This is a genomic window from Streptococcus handemini (genome assembly GCF_040984445.1).
Lineage (GTDB): Bacteria > Bacillota > Bacilli > Lactobacillales > Streptococcaceae > Streptococcus > Streptococcus handemini.
Map to the genome: position 1 here is coordinate 1 of NZ_JBFRYH010000031.1, position 23,484 is coordinate 23,484.

Consider the following 23,484-nt stretch of genomic DNA (forward strand, 5'->3'; position numbering starts at 1 on the left):
CTGTTCGATTAAAATCTTTTCCTGACATCTTGTCAATGTACAATTGTTTTTGACAAAGTCCCTCCTCAAACATTGCTGCCAATTGGCGATCAATATTTTGCTCCTTTGTAGAAACACGGATATAGCCGTATCTCATAGTTAACCTCCTTCATTTTTTGATGAGTATTATTATTTCAAAAAATGAATAATCATCAAATAATAGTGGAATAAAAACATCTCAGAACTCAAATCAGCTCTCAAGGTTCAACACCTCTCCCCCTATCACAACTGGATTCAATCGGTCTATTTACGCTCTCAAAAGTTGACCTATAAAGCCATTTCTGACTTAATTGGATTCTCTCATGATACCATCTGGCGTTTGGTGAAAAAATATGAACAAGAAGGTCTCTCTGCCCTTACTCATGATGCACGAGGAGGCCGTCACCGTTCTTATCTTATACTCACTGAAAATCAAAATCTAAACTCTTACTTCCTTAAACTAAACATTGCTTGAGTTTCATAAATTAAGGGGTACATTTATTCCCATAAACCCATTGTATATGGAAACAAATCCATACCCCCTAGAGTTTATGGAAATAAATCACATCAACATCATGCTATCAAACCTACTCGTTCAATTTCAAATCTTACTCTAGTACTTACCCCTATACGACAAAAAGCCTTGCAATCAAGGCTTTTTACTATCCCTTTCGTTCAAAGGTTTCTAGGCTTTTACGAGCAGAGTAACACACTCGGCGGTTCGCTGTCTCTAATCGCTACATCGCTAGGCACCTAGCTCTTGGACAGCTATCGCATGGGCGGAAGTAACTGCTATTCGTCGTCGCTTTGCTCCTTAACTAGCAAACTTACCGCCTCAACGTGATGTGTCTGCGGGAATAAGTCTACGGGCTGGATGTTACGGAGCTTGTAGCCTAATTCTTCATAGTGTTTAATATCACGCGCAAGGGTTGCGACATTACAGGACACGTAGACAATCTTGTCTGGATTCATCTGGCAACTGGCCTTGATAAAGCTTTCTGTCAAGCCTTTGCGCGGTGGGTCAACGACAATGACATTTGCTTTGATGCCTTCTTTGACCCAGTTCTCCATGGCATGCTCAGCCGTATCACAGACATAATGGGCATTAGTGATACCGTTTAAGGCTGCATTGCGCTGACTATTTTCTACTGCTTGCGGTACAACTTCTACTCCGTAGACCTTCTTAACATGCTTGGCAAAAGATAAGCCAATCGTTCCAATTCCAGAGTAAGCATCAACTACGGTATCATCTGGTGTAACATCTGCAAAGTCAATAGCAGTCCGGTAAAGCTGCTCTGCCATCTCCGTATTGACTTGATAAAAGGAAGGTGCTGAGATTTCAAAGCTATTCCCCAACATCTGATCTGTAATACAATCCTTACCATACAAGAGGCGGAATTCAGGACCAAAAATAACATTGGTATTCCGATCATTGATATTTTGCATGATAGAAGTTATCTGTGGGAATTGGTCTACCAAGAGCTCAATCAGTTGTTCTATACGGAAAATCTTTGGCCGAGTGGTCACAAAAATCACCATGATTTCTCCAGAATAATGGCCGCGACGGACAATGATATTACGTACCAGACCTGTTTTTTCGTCTTCATCATAGGGTTTGATATCAAATCTACGTAGCAAATCACGTACAGCTAGAATCACCTGGTCAATCTCTGGGTGTTGGATATAAAAATCCTCAATCGGCATCAAATCATGGGAATTTTTACGGAAAAATCCTGTTTCTACCTGCCCGTTGACACGGCGGACAGGGACTTGTGCCTTGTTTCGGTAGGCAAAGGGCTTTTCCATACCAAGCGTTAAAGGAACTTCTATATCCTTTATACCAGCAATTTTATACAAACTATCTTTTACTTGCTTGGTTTTAAAGTTTAGCTGCGCTTCATAGGTCAAATGCCCCAAATCTGCAATCCCAGATCTGAGATAGGTCACATCAATAGCCTCATTCCTGTCTGCCGAAGTCGTCAATCGCTCTTCGACTTTTCCATAGCCGATTTTTTTATTGACTTTAAGCACATGCATCAGAATTTTTTCATCAGGTAAGGCATTCTCTACCAAAAAGACCAATCCGTCTATTTTGGCAACTCCTAGCCCCTCATGGCTTAAATCTACAATATCTACTTCTATCACATCATTTTTCTTGATCATCTGTCTTCTTTCTATTCTACAATCCGACTTTCTCATTGTATATCTTTTCAAGTATGTTGATACTTGCTGATGAAAATCAAAAAGGTCCGAACAATTGTTCTAACCTTTAGTATAGCATATTTTTTGCAAATAGAGAATTATCGTAAGCCCAGTTCACTTAAGCGATTCTGATATTTTCCAAAATCAATTTTGACTCCCAAACCGCCATAAGCATCATACTCATCTATCCAGTCGCCAAGTGCAGGAATGGTTGTTTGCTCAATTCCATTTCGAGCATCAAGCGCTGCAAAAAGTCCATTAGTGACAATAAAAGTTTGAGGAATATTAGTAGAGGTCAAGGCATAGACTTTTCCAAGTGCCTCCGCTCCTGTGAATAACTTAGTTGGATCTTTCACCTGAGTCATGATCGCTGCTAAAACTTGCTGTTGCCGCTTGGTTCTACCGTAATCTCCCTCATCATCTTTACGGAAACGAGCATAATTCAATAAGGTTCTACCGTCCATTTGCTGCAGGCCAACTGAAATGGTTTGATTGGGCACCACACCATTTTCCATTCTCAAATCATCTGGCACATCTACTGACGAAACAGCCTGCCCTCCAACAGTTGCGAATTGTGCATCAATGGTTACTCCTTTAGGAAATAGGGTATCAATTACTGTTGCAAAAGTTGAAAAGTCAACTAAGGCATAATATTGCACATCAATATCAAAGTTCACTTTTAATACCTCACGAACATTTTCTGCACCTTGGTTTCCATTTTGTTCTCCAAAGGTGTAGGCAACATTTAATTTATAATCTTTACCACCAATATCGACCAGCGTATCCCGCATAAAGCTAACTAGCTTCACTTTCTTATCTCGATTATTGACATTCAGTACCATAATCGAATCCGTTCGTGTTATAGCAGAAGATTCACCAATGCGACCATCAGTCCCCAAAATAAGAATGTTGACACCATTCGCTGAGGATTGCCCAGCAAACTGTTCAGAAGTCACTTTTTGCTCAACCGAACTCATGCCTTTTACAAACATAAAGCCCATGCCCCCAAATATCGCTAGAACCACAACAGCCAGAAATAAGAAGAAACGCTTTACTCGCCCTTTTTTCTTCTTTCGAACCTTCTTCACCTTCGAAATGTCAATTGACCGAATCGTTGAAGAATGCCGTTTTCTACGTGGATAGGGTGGAATAATGTCGGCCTCTATTTCCGCAAATTCATCTTCAAGATTATCTTGCTCTTCTTGATACGGTTCCCAGTCTTCTATCCATTCATCCTCTTCGTACTCAGGAGTATATGACTTTTTTCGTGACAAAAGAGGACGGCCTGTCTCCGATTTATACTGCAAATAAGCCAATTCATTTCGTTCTTTCTCATTCAAATAATGAATGTTTTTTTGTAAATAATCTAATCGTAATTCCTCATGATGAGTGAGGTTACTGTCCTGTTTTGTCATAGTATTTTCCTTTTACTGTGCCTGATAAATAAAATAATCTCCTAAAATCTTATACGTAATCCCTAGGCTTGTCAATTCATTTAAAGCATAACCTAGTAAATCTGGCTGAGTATGGGCCACATCAAGGATAAAAAAGTATTCTCCCAAAGCCGTTTTAAGAGGCCGACTTTCAATCTTCGTCAAATCAATTCCTCGCCAAGCAAAGACTGACATAGCCTTATAGAGAGCGCCTGGAAGGTTGTCTGGTAGTGTGAGAGCTAACGAACATTTTCTAGTTGTCTGCACCAGTGGCAAAGTCACTCCTTTATTTCCCAAGACCCAAAAGCGCGTAAAATTTTGACTCATTTCTTGAATATCTTGGGCAATAATGTGGAGTCCATATTCCTGAGCTGCTGCATGGGGTGCAATAGCAGCAAAAGGCTTGTCTTTCTGATTTGCGACAAACCGCGCCGCATAGGCTGTACTAGCGGTTGCTTCTAGCCGTGCCTGCGGATAATATTCATCAATATATTTTTTCCCCTGTGCAAGAGCTTGCGGGTGCGAGTAAATCACCTGAATATCTTTCAAGGGTTCAATTGCCATTAACTGCTGAAAAATTGGTTGAACTACCTCTGCCACTGCCTGTAAGTCTGCCTGATGAAAGAGATAGTCAATTGTTTCATGAACGCTCCCCTCAATTGAATTTTCAACTGGAATGACTGAATAGTCCACCTCCCCTTGCTCAACAGCTTTCATCACCTCTGTAATAGTATCATACGACACTAAATCCGCCGTGGGAAAAGCTTGTTGTGCGACCTGGTGCGTAAAGGAGCCCCTTGGACCCAAAAATGCTACATACATTGAATAATCCTTGCTACTTCTTCTGGTGTCCGATTGTCTGTATTGATCACCAAGTCAGACAGACCTTCATAGAGCATCATGCGGCGCTCATAGATACCATGAAAATCCTCTTTAGAGTTATTTAAAAAGAGAGGACGTTGAAAAATGCTATCTTGCTTAATTCGCTCATATAAAATTTCAAAAGAGGCCGCTAAAAGGACATTGTATTTCCGATTTTGGCGGAGTAATTCGCGATTTTTTTCAGAAATCACCACACCGCCACCAGTTGAGATGACAATATCACCCTCGATTTGCAAGAGTTCCTCTAAGGTCTCCGATTCGATTTTCCGAAAAGCTGCTTCTCCTTTTCTTGCAAAAAATTCAGAAATGGACATGCCAATCTTTTCTTCAATCATCGTATCCATGTCATAAAAAGGACGCTGAATGTGCTGGGAAACCGTTGTTTTCCCTGCTCCCATAAATCCTAGTAAAATAATGGCCATGCTAATTCTCCTCAATCAATAATTGTAAATCATCAAAGAAACTTGGGTAGCTCGTGTTGATGGCTTCCGCTCGCTCCAAGTGAACCTCACCATTTTGCACCAAGAGGCTAGCAATAGCTGTCATCATCCCAATACGGTGATCACCAAAAGTATTGATCGTAGCTCCATGAAGCGGTGTTTTTCCTTTGATAATCATGCCGTCATCTGTCGGTGTAATCGCTGCTCCCATGCTATTTAAGGCATCCGCTACTACCTGAATGCGGTCTGTTTCCTTGACCTTGAGTTCTTCTGCATCACGGATAATGGTTGTCCCATTTGCCTGTGTGGCTAAAAGAGCAATGATGGGCAATTCATCAATCAAGCGTGGAATGATTTCCCCAGCAATCTCTGTAGCCTGCAAGTCTGAACTTTCTACTGTAATGGTAGCTGATTTAGCTCGCTCATCTACTTGGCGAAGACTGATCTTTCCCCCCATGGCCTCAATCACATCCAAAATCCCTGTTCTGGTTTTTGCTATCCCAACATTTTCTAAGATAATCTTTGCATTGGGGACGATGAGTCCAGCGACCAGCCAAAAGGCTGCACTTGAAATATCACCTGGCACCTGAATCTCTTGGGCTGTAAAAGTCTGACCACCTGTGATACGGATTTCCTTACCCGATACCTCAATCTTACCACCAAACTGACGAATCATATCTTCTGTATGATTTCGCGTCCGTTCTTTTTCGACAATAACAGACTCTCCTTCGGCCTGTAAAGCCGCAAACAGCAGAGCTGATTTTACTTGAGCAGAGGCAACTGGCAATTGATACTGGATAGGTCGAAGATCTTTCTTGCCTTTTATCCTAAGTGGTGGTAGGTCTCGCTCCGTCTGGCCACTCATATCGACCCCCATTTGCCGAAGGGGGATGCTTACTCGATCCATAGGACGTTTGGATAGGCTATCATCGCCAAACATTTCTGCTTCAAAAGGCTGACCTGCTAAAACTCCTGAAATCAAGCGAATGGACGTGCCCGAATTTCCCATATCAAGAGGCTTTTGGGGAGCCTTTAAGCCGTGAAATCCTACACCATGAATTTCAACGACGTCTCCCGTATCTTCAATCTTTACTCCCAAATCACGAAAGACCTGCATGGTTGAGAGAACATCTTCTCCGCGCAAGATTCCGTAAACCTTGGTCACACCCTCTGCCAAACTTCCAAACATGATCGAGCGATGACTAATTGACTTATCACCAGGTACACGCAGTTTTCCAGTTAATTGAGTTACCTTCGTCTGTAATTGCATGATTCATCCCTTTCTTATTTGTTTCATTATACCATAAAATCAAAGACCGATTTCCTGTATGAAAACACATTCATATTACACTTTAGTGACAATGACTAGTCCTGTCTACCTAGACTATCTAAAACTTTTTCCTGAATAAAACGAGCAGAGGCTGCTAACTTTTCTTCCTCTTCTGCTGTCAGCTGCAACTGAATTCGCTCAATAATGCCAGAACGCCCAACAATGGCTGGGTAACTCAGATACGTCTCTAAAGGCTCATAGTAGTGAGAGACTGGTAATTCTTCATGGGCGTCTGATACGATGGCCAACACAAGACGAATCGTGCTACTTGCAATGCCATAAGAAGTAAATTTCTTGCTATAAAAAACGGTATGCCCTCCCATAATGGCCGTTTTTTCCAATTCCGCTCGCTCCGTATCGCTGAGGAAATCACAGACAATCTGTCCTTTTATCTTCACCTGGCTCCAAGCCGTGAATTGAGAATTACCATGTTCCCCTAAATTGTAGCCCTGCACACTTCTTGGATCGAGTGAAAAATGTTGACCAACTGCCCGCTTCATTCTAGCTGTATCTAACAAGGTTCCAGTTCCAATTACACGGTCTTTCGGTAGGCCAGTATATTCTTGATAGAGACTAGTTACTACATCGACAGGATTGGAAATAACGACTAGGATTCCCTTGAAACCAACCGCTTTTAATTGCTGGGCTACTGCCGGAACTTCTTTTGCAGTAAAAGGAAGCTCGGCAAAGCGATCTGCATGTGGATTGTCCTGCAACGTGATATTGCCCAAGGCTGAAATCACAACATCCGCATCTGCCAAAGCCTGATAGTCATTGATGATAATATTGGCATGATAGGGAAGATTTGCAGCTGCATCTGAAAAATCCATGGCTTCTGCGGCCACCTTTGCCTCATCTGGATCAATGAACACATAATCATCAAATGCTCCTTGTGCAATCAAGCCATGTGCGACCGCAGCCCCAACATGTCCAAGCCCGATAATTCCAACTTTCCGTGCCATACCTCTTCCTCCTTTTTGGCCATTATGCTCTGTTCAGTCAGTATTCTACCATATTTAAGGAAGATTTTCATGATTTTATCGTCTAGTAGCTGCCCTTGCTTGTTACTATCACGATCCATTCTCTTTACAGCTAGATGATAGTAACATCTGAATTTTCTGAAATCTTTCTTTAAAAATCATTGCAAACATGTTATAATAGGAATAATTTTGAGATGAAGAGGAATGATAATGGTATTCAATTTAGCAAGCGAAACAATTAGCATTGAGGAAATGCGTAGTTTTTCAAAATTAACAGGCCCAGCTCTGAACCAAAAGAAAAAAAGAGACCAAGAATTAGAAGCAATTATCAAGGGAGAAGATGACCGTATCCTTCTTGTGATTGGTCCATGCTCCTCTGATAACGAAGAGGCTGTTTTAGAGTATGCACACCGGCTAGCTACCTTACAAGAGCAAGTGAAGGATCGGATTTTCATGGTCATGCGGGTCTATACTGCTAAACCTCGCACCAATGGAGAAGGTTACAAGGGTTTGGTTCACCAACCAGATGCAAAAGGTGAGCCAAATCTAATCAATGGGATTCGAGCTGTGCGCAATCTCCACTATCGAGTCATCACAGAGACCGGACTAACAACTGCAGACGAGATGCTCTATCCTGAAAATTTACCACTAGTTGATGATCTCGTTTCCTATGTTGCAATTGGGGCTCGTTCTGTAGAAGATCAGCAACATCGTTTCGTTGCTTCTGGTATTGATGTTCCAACAGGTATGAAAAATCCTACCTCTGGCAATCTCACGGTTCTCTTTAATGGAATCTATGCTGCCCAAGGAAAGCAAAATTTCCTATTCAATGGTGCCGAGGTCACTACTTCAGGAAATCCCTTGGCACACGCTATCCTACGGGGAGCTGTTAACGAGTCTGGCAAGAATATTCCCAACTACTACTATGATAATCTACTAGACACTATTGACCGCTATCACCGAATGAACTTGGAAAATCCTTTTATCATCATTGATACCAACCATGATAACTCTGGTAAAAAACATTTAGAACAAATTCGCATCGTCCGCCAAACATTGATTAACCGCGATTGGAATGAAGCGATTCATCGTTCTGTACGTGGATTCATGATTGAATCCTACCTAGAAGACGGACGGCAAGACAAGCCTGAAATCTTCGGTAAATCCATTACCGATCCTTGTCTTGGTTGGGGAAAAACAGAACAATTGGTAAAAGAAATCTACGACACATTAGGAAAAGAGAAAGGAACAGCGGTATAGAAATTCTCTATTCATGCGCTGTTATACAGATAACATGGGAATTCATCAAAAAAGTGAAAAAATTGATTTAGCAACGGTTAAAGCCTTGTCGAAACTTTCTGGAGAATTTTTAGCTAAAAAAATAGAACGTGATCACGAACTCCACCAGATTATAACAGGACAAGACGACCGTCTCCTTCTCATTATCGGGCCTTGCTCGTCAGATAATGAAGAAGCTGTCCTTGATTATGCTCATCGCCTTGCCCAACTGCAAGAAGAAGTCAAGGATAAAATCTTCATCGTCATGCGGGTCTATACTGCAAAACCACGAACCAATGGCGAAGGATATAAAGGGTTGGTACACCAACCAGATACTTCTAAATTACCAGACTTAATCAACGGTATTGCGGCAGTCCGCAATCTCCACTATCGGGTCATCACAGAAACAGGCTTGACAACCGCAGATGAGATGCTCTACTCAGCCAACTATCCCCTTGTAGATGATTTGGTATCCTATCACGCTATTGGCGCACGTTCAGTAGAAGACCAAGAACACCGCTTTGTTGCTTCTGGAATTGATGCACCCGTTGGCATGAAAAATCCAACTTCTGGCAATCTGACTGTCATGTTCAATGCAGTATATGCGGCTCAAAACCAACAAAACTTTATCTATCGTGATGCTGAAGTTGATACTGACGGAAATCCTCTAGCACACATTATCTTACGTGGAGCCAACAATGAACTGGGGATTAACCTACCAAACTACTACTACGATAATCTCCTCCATACCATTAAGCAATACCAACAATTTGGCTTAAAAAATCCCTTTATCGTCATTGATACCAATCATGATAATTCAGGGAAAAACTACTTGGAACAAATTCGCATCGTCCGCCAAACCCTTATTAACCGAGCTTGGAATCAATCCATTCGTCAATACGTTCGCGGTTTTATGATTGAGTCATACTTGGAAGACGGACGACAAGATACTCCTGATATTTATGGAAAATCCATTACAGACCCTTGTTTGGGATGGAAAAAAACAGAAAGCTTGATTCGTGAAATCTACCAGACAGAATCCCAAGCTCTCTAACGATTCCCCATGTTCATCAAATCTTGTTCAAAGAGGTGTTTTATGATTATTGATGGTTACACGCGCTTGGCTGCTGTTGTCGCAACTCCCATTCGCCACTCTATCTCACCCTTTATCCACAATCAGGCTTTTCAACAAACTGGAGTAAATGGGGTTTATGTCGCATGGGACATTCCAGAAAGTGACTTGGCAGTAACAATCGACAACATTAAACGCTACAACATGTTTGGAATCAATGTCTCTATGCCCTATAAACAAGCAGTTTTGCCCTACATGGATAAACTAACTGATTCCGCTCGGTTGATTGGTGCAGTCAATACCGTCATTCATCGCGATGGCAAACTGATTGGACATAATACAGACGGTGTCGGATTTTTCAGAAGTTTGGCTAGTCTGACTGCTTTTCATGTTGAGCAAAAGACCCTAACCATTCTAGGGGCAGGTGGAGCTGGATTAGCTATTATCGCACAAGCTGCCTTAAACGGGGCTAAACAAATCAATATTTTTAAACGCTCATCTTCCTTAGACCAAACCCAAAAAAAGGCAGCAGAATTAATGGCTCTTACTGGGGTACAAATTGCGGTCTTGCCAATCGAAGAGACAGAGCTGTTACAAGAAAAAATCCTCCAATCTAATCTATTAATCAATGCCACCAATGTGGGAATGGATGGCTCAACAATAATTATTCCACAAGATTGTATCCTACCAGCATCCATCATTGTTGCTGACATCATTTATCAACCCTTTGAAACACCTCTCCTAGCCTTTGCCCGTAGTAAAGGTATCCGAACAATCAACGGTCTGGGAATGTTATTGTTTCAAGCAGCCGAAGCCTTTGAGGCTTGGACAGGAGAAACCATGCCAACGGATACAATTTGGAAAGCCTTAGAAGAAACATTTCATGGATAGAAAGCTGGTGAAGTTATGCAACTAAACGTCAATATTCCGCATCATCCTTATACACTCTTCATCGAAAGAGGCAGCCTTGCCAAAGCAGGGGAGTGGGTCAGTCAAGTCTGGCCAACGCAAAAAATCACAATTATAACGGATAACCATGTGGGGGGCCTATACGCTGATACTGTCAAGACCAGTTTGGAAGAGGCAGGATTTGAAGTGCTTGTTTTTGAATTTTTGGAGGGTGAAGCCCGTAAAAACTTGGAAACCGTTCAGTTAGCCTATGAATTTCTAGTGACCAATAGCATGACCCGTAGCGATGGCATTATTGCCCTAGGCGGTGGCGTAGTTGGCGACCTAGCCGGTTTTGTAGCAGCTACTTACATGCGAGGAATTCATTTCCTTCAAATTCCAACTAGCCTAACAGCACAAGTTGATTCTTCCATAGGTGGGAAAACAGGAGTCAATACTCCACATGCCAAAAATATGGTCGGAGCATTTTATCAACCTGATGGCGTGCTCATCGATCCTAATACCCTACAGACGTTAGGTGATCGTGAGCTAATCGAAGGTATGGGAGAAGTCATCAAATACGGCCTAATTGCAGATGTGGAATTGTGGCAGGAATTAGATGAAATGGACGGTTCTGTTGCGAGCATCCTAGAGCATGCAGAAAGTCTGATTTACCATTCTTGTGATGTAAAACGGAAAATTGTTGTGGAAGATGAATTAGACAATGGCGTGCGACTCTATTTGAACTTTGGCCATACCATTGGTCATGCTATTGAAGCAACTGCAGGCTATGGCGAAGTCATGCATGGGGAAGCTGTCGCTATTGGAATGGTGCAGCTAGCACATGTTGCCGAACAAAAAGGCCTCATGCCAGCAGGTATCACCCAGCAAATTCGTTCCATGTGTCAGAAATTTGGACTGCCGGTTTCCTATGAGCCGTGGAATACTTATAAACTCTATGCTGCTTTGACACATGATAAAAAAGCACGCGGAAAATCAATCAAAACAATCATTGTACCAGAAATCGGAAAAGCCGCCATTCATCAAATTCCCATTGAAGAAATAAAAGAATACCTAGATAAGTAACCCTTACCCTCACCACAAACCATTAGATAATCCCTTGTTTCACTCTTTGGCTGAATCAAGGGATAAACCTTTTATAGAATAAAAAGCAAACTTGGAAGCATAGGGAACCATTTTTTCAACAAAGATTGTTAGACTGAGAAGATAGTGAAGAAATTTTTAAGGAAAATTGACAGACTAAGAACCTGTATTCATAAGCGAAGTAATTCTAATCGAGAACTTATTTTACGATAATCAAGGCATTTTTTGAAGGAATACTGACTGTATTTCGAAAAAAAGCAACGATGAGTAACGAAAAATAAACCCTGAATAAAGTTGCTGGAGACTGGGACAAAAAGATTTTTATTTTTGAAATTCTTTATCATCAATCCTTTAAATTGGTAAATTAAATATAAAAAGCGAACAAAACAGAATTCTGAGTGTCAAAAAACTAGTTTTGCTCGTTTTTTATATTTAGGGTTGGACTTTTGTCCCAGCCTCTCTAAATGCTAGTAATACTCATTCAAAATCAAAAATAGCTATTTCATCTTATAAATATCTATTTTTTAATAAAATGGATTGCACGAAGTGAGCCAAAGACGATACATTCGAAATATTGTGTTCTTTTTTGAAATGAACTGAGTATTAGAGCATCATTTCGTCATCTGTCAATTTTTGACCACTATTTTTGTGGAACAGATCCATTAAATCTTGAACTGTCAGATTGGCTTTTTCTTCTCCTTGGACATCAACCACAATGCGACCTTGGTGAAGCATAACGAGACGATTACCGTATTCAATCGCATTTTCCATATTATGGGTAATCATCAAGGCAGTCAACTTGTCTTTCTCCACAATTTTTTGGGTCAGTTTCATGACCATATCACTGGTCTTAGGATCAAGGGCTGCTGTATGCTCATCCAATAATAAAACTTTTGGTTTAACCAAGGAAGCCATAAGCAAGGTCAGAGCTTGGCGCTGACCACCTGATAAAAATTGGGTGTCTACCTTCATGCGATTTTCAAGTCCCAAGTCCAACTCTTTTAGTGCTTCCTTAAAAATCTTGCGTTCGCTGTCTTTTACCCCCCAGCTCAAACCACGAGAAAGACCACGGCGATAAGCAACTGCCATATTTTCTTCAATGGTCAAGCGAGAAGCGGTTCCTATTTTCGGATCTTGAAAGACACGGCTGATGTCACGCGCACGTTTAGCAGCAGGAACATTCTTTATTGACTTACCTTCCAGTAAAATGTCACCTGAATCAACAGTCAAAGCACCTGCAAGGCTGTTCATCAAGGTTGATTTCCCTGCACCGTTTCCCCCAATAATGGAGATGAAATCTCCTTCTTGAACGTCTAAATTCATCCCACGTAGCACATGATTTTCATTGATGGTTCCTGCTTCGAAGGTCTTATGAATCTCTTGGATGGATAAAATAGTTTTCATGTTTTTCCTCCTAAGCTGATTTTCCAGACAGATTCGGCTTACGAATCTGTAATTTTTTCTGCAATTCTGGTACAAAGAGAACAAAGGCAAGCAGTGTTGCTGAGAACAATTTCACCAAGTCAGCATCCATACCAGGAATTTCTAGAATCGCTAAGATAATCAAACGATAGATGACAGAGCCTAGAACGACAGAGGCCAACCGCCAGCCAATACGTAAATTGCGTAAAATTACTTCTGCAATAATGACAGAGGCAAGACCAATGACGATGGTTCCAGTCCCCGAGTTCAAGTCTGCATAGCCATTGTTTTGCGTCAAGAGTGCTCCACAGAGGGCAATCAGCCCATTTGACAGCATGTAGCCGTAAATCTTCATTCTATCAACATTGATACCATTGGCTTCACTCATTGGAATATTATCCCCTGTTGAACGAAGGGCAAGACCAACCTGGGTATTTAACAATAAAGTCAACAGAACAATCACCAATACGACAAAAATCGCACCAATCAGCAGAACCGCATAGGTTTTACTCAAGCCCATTTTCTGCAATTGGGTCACCAAGGTCTGCTGGCGTAAGAGCGCCACATTGGCCTTACCAAGGATTTTCAAGTTAATCGAATACAAACCTGTTAACGTGACAATCCCCGTTAAAAGAGCAGGAATTTTCAGCTTGGTATGCAATAAACCTGAAATAAGCCCTGCTAGCATCCCTCCTACAAAAGCAAGGAGGGTAGCTAGTAAAGGATTGATCCCATTGACAATACCTGTTGCGCAGACTGCTGCTCCCAAAGGATAGGCTCCTTCAGCCGTCAAGTCAGCAATATCTAAAATACGAAATGTTAAATAAACTCCAATCGCCATAATCGACCACAATAGGCCTTGCGATATACTTGATAATATCAGATCCACAATGTTCTCCTTTGTTTGGGAAGCTGTTTTTCTCCATTTGCTTCCTTTTTCGTCCGCTGTTATTTTGATACAGAAAGTACCGCTAGGTCAATACCTAATTTTTTAGCCATTTCTTCATTAACGTGAAGGCTAACCGTTTCTGGGTATTCAACAGCTGTATTGGCAGGAGCTGCTCCCTCAATAATCTTTATCGCCATTTTAGCTGTCTGACGCCCCAAGGCTTCATAGTTTGTTCCATAGGTGAGCAAACCGCCTTCATCGACCATATCTGTTGAACCACCGATAACAGGTACCTTGTACTGAAGAGATAATTCCCCAATCATGGTCATGGTTGAAGCCACCGTATTATCCGTTGGAATAAAGATTGCATCAACTGATTTCATCAGACTTGTCGCTGCATCTTGGACATCATTGGTCGTTGAGATTCCTTTAACCACTACCTTATAACCTGCCTTTTCAAGCAAGGGCTTGGCTGCTTCCACCTGTACTTCTGAATTGCGTTCGCTCGTTGTATATAAGATACCAACTGTTTTGGCCTGTGGAACAGCCTTGCCAAGCAACTCAATCTGTTTATCAATCGGCGCTTGGTCGCTCGTTCCTGTCAGCATACCTCCAGGTTCCTCCATTGAACTGACCAAATCAGCTGATAAGGGATCCGTTACAGCGGTAAATAGAACAGGTGTATCTGTTGACGCTGTTGCTAAACTCTGGGCAGCTGGCGTTGCAATGGCTAAAATCAAATCATTATCGCCGACTAATTGCTCAGAAATGGTTTGGAGATTAGCTTGATCCCCTTGGGCATTTTGGTAATCAAGAGTGATTTTTTCGCCTTCCTTGTAGCCATTTTCTTCTAATTCTGCTATAAATCCTTTACGAGCAGCTGATAGCGAATCATGTTCCATGTATTGTAAAATGCCCACTTTTACTGTATCTGCATTCTTACTGCTTGAAGTTGCACAGCCAGCTAAAGCCAGTGCGCCAAGGGCAACCATTGACAGGTTGCGTATATATTTTCCAATTTTATCCATAGACTATCTCTCCACTATTATTTTCCTAATTCTTTAATCGTTGCTGGATCAATACCAACTGCTTTTGCCATTTCTTCATTAACAGCGACAGCCGCAGTTTCAGGTGTTTTGACTGCTAAGTCTGCAGGCTTCTCCCCTTTCAAGATGCTAACGGCTAATTCACCAGCCTGTACACCAATAGCATGGTAGTCCACACCGTATGTAAAGAGGGTCGCTTCTAAGACTGCTTCATCACTTCCCATAGCTGGAACTTTGGCTTTCATGAGGACATCTCCAATGGTAGAAGCTGTTGAAGCTACTGTATTATCTGTTGGCAAGTAAATGGCTTCAACCTGACCAGCTAATGATGTTACAGCTTGTTGCACATCATTGGTTGACGTCACTGTCTTAATCACTACTTTTTTGCCTTTTTCTTCTAATAATTTTTTCGCTTCCTTAGCTTGTACTTCTGAATTCACTTCGCTTGAGTTATAAAAGATTCCAAAGGTCTTAGCATTTGGCACAACCTTAACCAGCATGTCAATCTGACCAGCGACATCAGTCGCATCAATCGAACCTGTCATACTACCTCCTGGTGCTGTTAGGGAATCGACCAAACCTGCTTCAACCGGATCGGTTACTGCTGTAAAGACAGACGGTGTCTCACTATCTGCACTCAAGAGGGCTTGAGCGGCTGGTGTTGCAATCGCAAAGTTGACATTGTTTTTTCCAGCTAATTGCTCCACCATCGTTTGGAGGTTGGCTTGGTCCCCTTGGGCATTTTGGTAATCAACGGTCAGATTTTTTCCTTCTGCAAAACCAGCCTTGTCAAGTGCTTCCAGAAAACCTTTGCGAGCTGATGAAAGAGCTTCATGTTCCGCGTATTGGATAATCCCTACTTTGACAGCATCCTCATCTGATGATGCTGATTTATCTCCAGTACTACAAGCTGCAAGTGCTACTGTTGAAAGAAAAGCAACTGAACCAACTAAAAATCGTTTAAACCCCATGTTAAATCTCCTTTGATGAATAAATAGAATGTTGTTCCCTTAGAAATGAGTAACTGCCCTCATGCTATTTCTAGTTTCACCACCCCATCAGGCGTCCCCTCCGTACGTAATGAATTCAGCCAAGATAGTGGCCTTGGATACAAAAACAGGACCGTCTCAGATACATCTAAACGGTCCCTCAATTCAACTGTAAAATGAAAACAGACTGATTGGACGTGCCAGCTAGATGTATCTTCATCTATGTAGGCATCGTCAAAACTACCACAGCCACATAGATACAAACGTAACGTTCCCGTGTTTGTATCCATGTTCCCATGTCTACAAACACTATCTAAAATAGCTGTAGAAATATGTATGATTGCTTGCTGTTAACTGGCAACTCACCAACATATCGTAGTTCTCCATTTCTCATTTCTTTTAGGTTATTAAAATAATAAAATATTTTTATCCATTTGTCAAGAATTTTTATACATAAATTGTCAGATTTTTTCAACTTTTTTGAACAATGTGACGATTTCAGTAAAAAAAGCGGACTAAACCGCTTTCTTTTACAATAAATCATTCAAGGGTTTGAAAATAATTTTTTCCAAATCGGCAATGTAGACAGACAGTTGCTGTTGTTTGCTAAAATAATCAGTCAACAAGCTATTGTCTTGAATTTTCTGGTTAAAATCCTGCAAGGTTTGCTGCAAATCACTGCTGGGCATTTGTCCAGACTGTAGTTGCTGTTGAATCTCTCGTTGGAAAGCAACATACTTTTCGAGAATATCCTTAGCTTCCTTGTTTTCTTCAATAGCAGCCTTGCTTGCTTCTACCGCTTTATATTCTGGAAGCTGGCGAATGCTGCGTTCCAATTCATTTGCAATATCATAGATATTTTGTGCCATAATTGTCTCCTAATCTACGAACACTTGATAACTGGTCTGCTCATGGATAATCTGCTCAGCCCGCTCCAAATCTTCTTTATTTTTAAATGTAATCTGTAAAATACCATAAATATCCGCACGATTATCCTCATTGATACGAATATTCACAACCGAAATACCACGTAATTTTTCCAAGACCGTTAGAATCGCATCTTCTTGGTCCGGAATATTGATAAAGAGGTCGTAGAAACTATCAACTCCAGCCCGCTTATGGATTTCCATTTCCTTTCGAATCCGCCGACCTTGATCAAAAAAGTGCCAGATAGCTTCTTCATCACCTGATGCGATCATCTCTCGAACCGTCTTTAAACGCTCGCCAAATTCAGCCAAACGCTCAATAATACTCTCTTTATTGGTCAGCAGAATACTCGTCCACATGCCTGGCTCACTTTCTGCAATCCGTGTCATATCTCGAAAACCACCCGCCGCAAACTGCTGGGTAAAGGGATGAGCCTCTTGATAATCCCCTGCCTGGTGCATCAAACTGGAAGCTAACACATGGGGGAAATGTGAAATTTGACTGGTCACACGGTCATGCTCTGCCGCATCAATTTCCACAAAGCGGGCATGTAGACCTGAGAGAATATCCTTCAAGCGTGGAATCGCATCTTTTTGTGTCAACGTGCTCGGCGTCAAGATATAATAGGCATTTTCAAATAAGTTGACATCCGCTGCCATCGCTCCTGACTTATGACTTCCCGCCATAGGATGCCCGCCAATAAAATTCACCTGCCTATGAGATAGGTAGGTCTCAGCAGCTGCTACAATGGCTTCTTTAGTTGAACCTGCATCCGTCACCAAAACCGTTTCTTTTAGGGGCAGTTGAGCCAATTCCTTGATAAACTGAATCGTTTGTTGAATCGGTACGCAGAGGAAGATGACATCTGCTTCTCCAACGAATTGCCTAAAATCAGCACTTGCTTCATCCACAATTCCCTGTTCTAAAGCAATAGTTCGCGACTGTTCGCCACGGTTATAGCCCACAATACGAGCATCAGGATGATTCCTGCGAATCCCTAAGGCGATTGAGCTTCCAATCAAGCCCAATCCTACAATATAAATCGTTTTTGTCATTGCTGTCTTTAAAATTCCTTCACAAAGGTCCTGTGTTGCTCCACCGCTTCTTTCAATTCGTCCAGGTTATCAGATGAAAATTTCTCAAGGATTTCTGTTGCAAGAACCGTTGCTACAACGGCTTCCATCACCACACCTGCTGCTGGTAAGGCAGTCGGATCAGAGCGTTCGACTGTTGCCTTGTAAGGTTCATGCGTATCCATATCAACTGACATCAATGGTTTGTATAGGGTAGGAATAGGCTTCATCACACCACGTACTACAATCGGTTGACCATTGGTCATTCCACCTTCAAAACCACCTAGATTGTTACTAGAACGCGTATAGCCTGTCTCCTTGGACCAGATAATCTCATCCATGACCTGGCTACCTTGTAGGTACCCCGCTTGAAAACCAAGACCAAATTCGACGCCCTTAAAGGCATTGATGGAGACAACAGCTTGGGCAATCTTGGCATCCAACTTGCGATCCCATTGGACATAGGAACCAAGGCCTACTGGAACGCCGCCCACAATCGTCTCGACAATTCCACCAATGGTATCACCGTCACGTTTGACTTGGTCAATATAATCCTTGATTTCTTCTTCTCGTTCTGGATTGACAATTGAAACTTCTGATTGGCTGGCACGCATCCGAATTTCTTCGACTGTCAGTCCTTCAGGGACATCAATCTCTTTTCCACCAAAGACCACCACATGGTTTGCAATATCGATAGCCAATTCTGCCAGCAAGCGCTTAGCGACAGCCCCCACTGCGACTCGCATCGTTGTCTCACGCGCACTTGAACGTTCCAATGAATTGCGCAAGTCATCAAAACGATACTTGATACCACCGACCAAATCAGCATGACCTGGTCGTGGGTGTTTAATCCTGCGCTTGCTCTTCAGACGGTCCTCAATATCTTCAACCGCCATAATATCCAACCATTTCTGATGATCATTATTGAGGACATGAAGCGTGATAGGGGCCCCTGTTGTCTTCCCATGTCGTACACCAGAGGTGATTTCAACCTGGTCTCTTTCAATCTGCATTCTTGCCCCACGACCGTATCCACCTTGGCGACGTTTCAAGTCTGTATTGATGTCTGCTGCCGTTAAAGGCAAGCCTGCTGGTACACCCTCGATAATCGCAGTTAAACGCGGGCCATGCGACTCGCCTGCTGTTAAATAACGCATCTATTCCTCCAATACTGCCAATATTTTTTGTATGTTTGCTAATGAAATCTGTCCTGGAGCACTTGCCTCATCCAAACTAGCAAAGGTCCAACAAGATCCTGTGATACTTCCAGCTACACGTGACAACATCCCTAATTTCCCCATGGACATGGTCGCATATGCCTGTTCTGCGTTGAGCGATTTAAAACCACGGGTATAGTTCATCACATCCAACACATCCTGCTCTGTATGTGCCATAACAGCCATTTTGACAACAGCAGGAGATAGACTGGTCAATTCAGACATGATTTCCATGTAATTTTCAGGTGTCTCCTTAAAATTATGATAGCTCAACACCAGATTTGGAAAGGCTAGCATCTCCTCAAAGACTTCCTTATGAGAGTAATACTCAAAATCAATATATTCAGGCTGAAAGAGATTAGCAATCTCTTTCAGCAAGTGAATATACTCCGCATCAGAGAGTTCAATATGACCACCCTCACGGCTAGTTCGGAGCGTAAAAATCACCTCACGGCCAACAAATTTTTCAAAAACAGCTGGAGCTACTCGCAAAATCTCATCCTTTGGAAGATAATCCGCCCGCCACTCAATCAAATCTGCCGTTTCAAGTCTAGTCAAATCAATCTGTTCAACATCCTCCATACTGCGAGGCATAATTGGAACTACTATTTTCATCTTTCTACCTGTATCGTAAAGACCTTGAGGTAATTACTACTTTCATCATTTTTGTTGACTGCAAAATCGCTTGGTAGGCGATAGGTTGCAAGATAGCGGTGCTTACGCCCTGCAAATCCTTTTTCAATTTCTTTTCGAAACTTTTCAATCCCTACATTCGACGCATTGGTGGAAACGATAAGCTGTCCGCCAGGCTTGAGAATTTCAAGCGATTGGGCAATCAGCTTATGGTAATCCTTGGCAACAGAGAAGGTCTGCTTTTTATTGCGGGCAAAGCTCGGCGGGTCAAGAACAATGACATCATAAGACAATCCTTTGCGTTTTGCGTATTTAAAGTAGTCAAAGACATCCATCACAATAAAACGATGAGAATCTAACGATAGGCCATTAGCCTGAAAATGGGCTTCCGATAATTCTCTCGAACGCTTGGCCAAATCCACCGATGTCGTCTCTCTAGCCCCACCCATTGCTGCTGCTACTGAAAAAGCTGCCGTATAAGAAAACATATTCAAGAGACTCTTACCAGCTGCAAATCCATCAACTAGCGCCCCTCTCACCTCATGCTGATCCAGAAAAATCCCCGTCATCAAGCCATTATTTAAAAAGACTTGATAGGCAACACCATTTTCGAAAATGGTAAACTCCGCTGGCGCTTCCTGCCCGTAGAGATGGGCAGACTCGTAGTCCAATCCCTTGAAACGAATCTTTTCATAAGCTCCTAGTAAATCTGGAAAAACAGCTTGAAAGGCCGCCACAATTTTATCTTTTATGGAATAAATATATTCATTGTACCACGAAAAGACCGCATAATCACCATAGCGGTCTATCGTCACTCCGCCTAATCCATCTCCATCTTGGTTAAACAAACGGTAAGCTGTTGTCACCTTTGACACTTCAAAAGGCTGCCTTTTTCTCCTAGCTTCCTCAAACAACTGTTGAAAGAATGCCTGATTTATCGGTTCTTTTTTCTTCGAAACCAGCCAGCCAATCCCCTTATGTTGTACAGAAAGATAGGCTTGACCTAAAAATTGCCCCTGCTGATTCAGCAACTGGACCACGGTATTTTCTATCTCAAGAAGAGGAAAATCTTGTGCCTGCAGCACACAAATCCCCTGCTGTATTTTTCGCTCCACATTGGGACTTACAGTTACGGTATTCATCAGTTTATTATACCAAAATTTCGATTATAACTCAAAAAAACTCCTCCCATTAAAGGATATTTTAAAAATATGGTATAATGGACTAAGATTTTATGAAATAGACTATAAAAAGAAAGGAAGCTCTTGTGAACAAAAATCGCTATCTCTTCTCAAAAATCTTGCGTTCAAGAATTGGCTTTGTCCTCGTTCTCGTAACAGTCTACTGGATAAAGACACTATGGGCTTACCTCATTGATTTCAATTTAGATACCAAAGGTTTTTATCAGAATTTCATTCTCTTTATCAATCCACTTCCGATTGGACTCCTCTTTATCGGATTAGCTCTTTATGTCAAATCCACAAAATGGTTTTACCGGATCGCAGGATTTCTTTACTTTTTGCTATTTTTATGGCTCTTTTCGAATACACTCTACTTTAGAGAGTTTTCAGATTACATCTCGATTTCGACCATGTTGGCTAGCTCTAGCGTCGCAGCAGGTCTTCTGCAAACAACAGTGAAATCCCTCAGATTCTGGGACTTTACCTATTTCCTCGATTTCATCGTGTTTGCCTATTTCTTAGCCAAAAAGAAGATTCCCGTTGATCCCAAACCCTTCAACAAACGAGCTAGTTTTGCAGTCACTGCCCTATCTGTCATGCTCTTTTCAGTCAACCTCTTTCTCGCAGAGATTGACCGCCCTGAACTTTTGACACGTGGCTTTTCAAACACCTATATCGTGCGCGCGCTCGGTCTGCCATCCTTTCTTGGCTATAATGCCTACCAGACCTACAATGCCCACAAAGACCGATCTGAAGCTAACCCCGAAGACCTAGCTCCCGTTCAACAATATGTAACCGAACACTACGCCAAGCCAAATGATGAGTACTTTGGCATGGCTAAAGGGCGCAATGTCATCTACCTTCATCTAGAAAGTTTGCAACAATTTATCATTGACTACAAACTCAAGGTCGAAGACAAAGAGTACGAAGTGACCCCCTTCCTCAACTCTCTCTACCACTCCGATTCTACCTTTGCCTTTTCCAACTTCTTCAACCAGGTCAAAGCAGGAAAGACTTCCGATGCTGAAACCATGATAGAAACCTCCCTCTTTGGACTCAATCAAGGCTCCTTCATGGTTCAATACGGTGGTAGCAACACCCAGCAGGCTGCGCCTTATATCCTATCTCAAGAAGCAGGCTACACATCTGCTGTCTTTCATGGAAATGCTGGCGGTTTCTGGAATCGAAACAATACCTATAAACAATGGGGCTATAACTACTTTTTCGATAAAACCTATTTCACGGAGACCAATGCAGAAAATTCATTTGAATATGGCTTAAATGATAAAGTCATGTTCACCGATGCAATCCCCTACTTTGAACACTTACAGCAGCCGTTCTATACAAAATTTATCACGGTTTCCAATCACTACCCCTACACAACAAGCCTCTCAGGTGATGAGAAAGGCTTTCCTTTAGCCAATACAAAAGATGAAACCATCAACGGCTACTTTGCTACCGCAAATTACCTAGACGCCTCTATCAAAGCCTTCTTTGACTACTTAAAGGCAACCGGGCTCTATGAAAAATCCATCATTGTCCTCTACGGAGACCACTATGGCATTTCAAACTCCCGCAATCCAAGTCTGGCGCCACTTCTTGGAAAAGATCCAGAAACATGGACGGACTACGACAATGCCATGCTCCAACGCGTCCCCTATATGATTGTCATCCCAGGAATGAACAAGGGACGTATCATTGATACATTTGGTGGTGAAATCGATGCCCTGCCAACACTGGAGCACCTCCTTGGCATTGACTCGACCAAGTACCTCCAAGTCGGACAAGACTTACTCTCAAAGGAAAACAAACAAATCGTTTCCCTACGAACTCCCGGAAATTTCATCACCCCTACCTATACCAGCTACTCTGGCAAACTCTACTATACTCAAACCGGTGAAGAAATCACCAATCCCGATGAAAACACACAAAACACCATCGAGACGATTAAAGAAGCAACCAATGCCCAACTTCGGGCAAGTGATGCGATCCAGACAGGTGATCTCATCCGTTTCTTGGACAATGGACTACCTCCTGTCAATCCGAAGGACTATTCCTATCTCCATTCTCTTGATAAAGAATTAGAGATTGAAAAAGAACTCGGTAGCCAATCGACCAGCCTTTACAGTCAACGTGGCAATCAGTCCACCGTAGACCTCTTCCAAGCCAAAAGCTATCGTATACTCCATGAGCAGACGACAGCCGCTACTACTGCCTCGACAGCAGCAAGCAGCTCATCCAGCAGCACAGAAGAAGAGAAATAAAAAAGATCTCCCTATCATGTGATATACTCCCCATATAGTAGACAGTGAAAAAACAAAAATTCACTAGACACTATAAGGGGAGTTTTCATATGTCCAAAAGAAGTCCAAAATCAGTAGAAGAAAAGTTAGAAATTGTTTGCTTATTACTTCACCAAGAACAGTCGCTTACCCAACTTAGTAAACACTATCAGGTCGATCATCAAACAATCCAGTCTT

At 42.1% G+C, this 23,484-nt stretch carries 22 protein-coding genes; 6 read left to right on the plus strand and 16 right to left on the minus strand.

Annotated elements, in window-relative coordinates; genetic code table 11:
• On the minus strand, window positions 1-136 hold a 136-nt coding region (locus ABPH35_RS06095), incomplete at its 3' end, for a recombinase family protein (RefSeq protein WP_368849669.1).
• Window positions 137-271: 135 nt separating this feature from the next.
• Between ABPH35_RS06095 and ABPH35_RS06100 the strand changes: the two genes are divergently transcribed.
• Window positions 272-493: a helix-turn-helix domain-containing protein gene (locus tag ABPH35_RS06100; protein ID WP_368849670.1), complete on the plus strand. Its 222-nt coding sequence runs from the start codon at window positions 272-274 to the stop codon at window positions 491-493.
• Window positions 494-810: 317 nt separating this feature from the next.
• On the opposite strand, the gene rlmD is transcribed toward ABPH35_RS06100, so the two are convergent.
• The 6 genes from rlmD to ABPH35_RS06130 form a co-directional block, all read right to left on the minus strand.
• A complete protein-coding gene (gene rlmD / locus ABPH35_RS06105) occupies window positions 811-2,181 on the minus strand; it encodes a 23S rRNA (uracil(1939)-C(5))-methyltransferase RlmD (RefSeq protein WP_368849667.1) in 1,371 nt (456 codons plus the stop codon).
• A gap of 137 nt (window positions 2,182-2,318) precedes the next feature.
• On the minus strand, window positions 2,319-3,635 hold the full coding sequence (locus tag ABPH35_RS06110; protein WP_349988660.1) for an LCP family protein: 1,317 nt from the start codon (window positions 3,633-3,635) through the stop codon (window positions 2,319-2,321).
• 12 nt (window positions 3,636-3,647) lie between these two features.
• Complete coding sequence (gene pheA, locus ABPH35_RS06115; RefSeq protein WP_349988659.1) at window positions 3,648-4,475, minus strand: prephenate dehydratase; 828 nt, start codon at window positions 4,473-4,475, stop codon at window positions 3,648-3,650.
• Window positions 4,466-4,957, minus strand: a complete 492-nt coding sequence (locus ABPH35_RS06120) for a shikimate kinase (RefSeq protein WP_349988658.1) — start codon at window positions 4,955-4,957, stop codon at window positions 4,466-4,468. Before ABPH35_RS06120 ends, pheA begins: the two co-directional genes overlap by 10 nt.
• Before the next feature lies 1 nt (window position 4,958).
• Window positions 4,959-6,245: a 3-phosphoshikimate 1-carboxyvinyltransferase gene (aroA, locus tag ABPH35_RS06125; protein ID WP_349988657.1), complete on the minus strand. Its 1,287-nt coding sequence runs from the start codon at window positions 6,243-6,245 to the stop codon at window positions 4,959-4,961.
• A 95-nt stretch (window positions 6,246-6,340) separates the two neighbouring features.
• A complete protein-coding gene (locus ABPH35_RS06130; RefSeq protein WP_349988656.1) occupies window positions 6,341-7,267 on the minus strand; it encodes an L-lactate dehydrogenase in 927 nt (308 codons plus the stop codon).
• Window positions 7,268-7,495: 228 nt separating this feature from the next.
• On the opposite strand from ABPH35_RS06130, the gene ABPH35_RS06135 reads away from it, so the two are divergent.
• From ABPH35_RS06135 to aroB, 4 genes are read left to right on the plus strand one after another with little or no spacing between them, the layout of a single operon-like run.
• Window positions 7,496-8,545: a 3-deoxy-7-phosphoheptulonate synthase gene (locus ABPH35_RS06135; protein ID WP_349988655.1), complete on the plus strand. Its 1,050-nt coding sequence runs from the start codon at window positions 7,496-7,498 to the stop codon at window positions 8,543-8,545.
• A gap of 34 nt (window positions 8,546-8,579) precedes the next feature.
• Window positions 8,580-9,617, plus strand: coding sequence for a 3-deoxy-7-phosphoheptulonate synthase (locus ABPH35_RS06140; RefSeq protein WP_349988654.1), 1,038 nt, complete (start codon window positions 8,580-8,582; stop codon window positions 9,615-9,617).
• A gap of 42 nt (window positions 9,618-9,659) precedes the next feature.
• A complete protein-coding gene (locus tag ABPH35_RS06145) occupies window positions 9,660-10,526 on the plus strand; it encodes a shikimate dehydrogenase (RefSeq protein ID WP_349988653.1) in 867 nt (288 codons plus the stop codon).
• A 15-nt stretch (window positions 10,527-10,541) separates the two neighbouring features.
• The gene (gene aroB / locus ABPH35_RS06150; protein WP_349988652.1) at window positions 10,542-11,609 is read left to right on the plus strand and encodes a 3-dehydroquinate synthase; all 1,068 of its coding nucleotides are present in this window, start codon (window positions 10,542-10,544) and stop codon (window positions 11,607-11,609) included.
• A 621-nt stretch (window positions 11,610-12,230) separates the two neighbouring features.
• Here aroB and ABPH35_RS06155 read toward each other — a convergent pair.
• The 9 genes from ABPH35_RS06155 to ABPH35_RS06195 form a co-directional block, all read right to left on the minus strand.
• Complete coding sequence (locus tag ABPH35_RS06155) at window positions 12,231-13,031, minus strand: ABC transporter ATP-binding protein (RefSeq protein ID WP_349988651.1); 801 nt, start codon at window positions 13,029-13,031, stop codon at window positions 12,231-12,233.
• Window positions 13,032-13,041: 10 nt separating this feature from the next.
• The gene (locus ABPH35_RS06160; RefSeq protein ID WP_349988650.1) at window positions 13,042-13,938 is read right to left on the minus strand and encodes an ABC transporter permease; all 897 of its coding nucleotides are present in this window, start codon (window positions 13,936-13,938) and stop codon (window positions 13,042-13,044) included.
• 59 nt (window positions 13,939-13,997) lie between these two features.
• Window positions 13,998-14,966: an ABC transporter substrate-binding protein gene (locus tag ABPH35_RS06165; protein WP_349988649.1), complete on the minus strand. Its 969-nt coding sequence runs from the start codon at window positions 14,964-14,966 to the stop codon at window positions 13,998-14,000.
• Between the two features lie 17 nt (window positions 14,967-14,983).
• Window positions 14,984-15,955, minus strand: coding sequence for an ABC transporter substrate-binding protein (locus tag ABPH35_RS06170; protein WP_349988648.1), 972 nt, complete (start codon window positions 15,953-15,955; stop codon window positions 14,984-14,986).
• A 548-nt stretch (window positions 15,956-16,503) separates the two neighbouring features.
• On the minus strand, window positions 16,504-16,842 hold the full coding sequence (locus tag ABPH35_RS06175) for a YlbF/YmcA family competence regulator (protein ID WP_349988647.1): 339 nt from the start codon (window positions 16,840-16,842) through the stop codon (window positions 16,504-16,506).
• Window positions 16,843-16,851: 9 nt separating this feature from the next.
• The gene (locus ABPH35_RS06180) at window positions 16,852-17,955 is read right to left on the minus strand and encodes a prephenate dehydrogenase (RefSeq protein WP_368849668.1); all 1,104 of its coding nucleotides are present in this window, start codon (window positions 17,953-17,955) and stop codon (window positions 16,852-16,854) included.
• A gap of 8 nt (window positions 17,956-17,963) precedes the next feature.
• The gene (gene aroC / locus ABPH35_RS06185; protein ID WP_349988645.1) at window positions 17,964-19,130 is read right to left on the minus strand and encodes a chorismate synthase; all 1,167 of its coding nucleotides are present in this window, start codon (window positions 19,128-19,130) and stop codon (window positions 17,964-17,966) included.
• Window positions 19,131-19,805 carry a type I 3-dehydroquinate dehydratase gene (aroD, locus tag ABPH35_RS06190; RefSeq protein WP_349988644.1) on the minus strand — a complete coding sequence of 225 codons (675 nt, stop codon included), beginning with the start codon at window positions 19,803-19,805 and terminating at the stop codon, window positions 19,131-19,133.
• Complete coding sequence (locus ABPH35_RS06195) at window positions 19,802-20,965, minus strand: class I SAM-dependent rRNA methyltransferase (protein ID WP_349988643.1); 1,164 nt, start codon at window positions 20,963-20,965, stop codon at window positions 19,802-19,804. The genes aroD and ABPH35_RS06195 overlap by 4 nt, the downstream gene beginning before the upstream one ends.
• Before the next feature lie 125 nt (window positions 20,966-21,090).
• On the opposite strand from ABPH35_RS06195, the gene ABPH35_RS06200 reads away from it, so the two are divergent.
• On the plus strand, window positions 21,091-23,268 hold the full coding sequence (locus ABPH35_RS06200; RefSeq protein ID WP_349988642.1) for an LTA synthase family protein: 2,178 nt from the start codon (window positions 21,091-21,093) through the stop codon (window positions 23,266-23,268).
• Window positions 23,269-23,484: the final 216 nt, after the last annotated feature.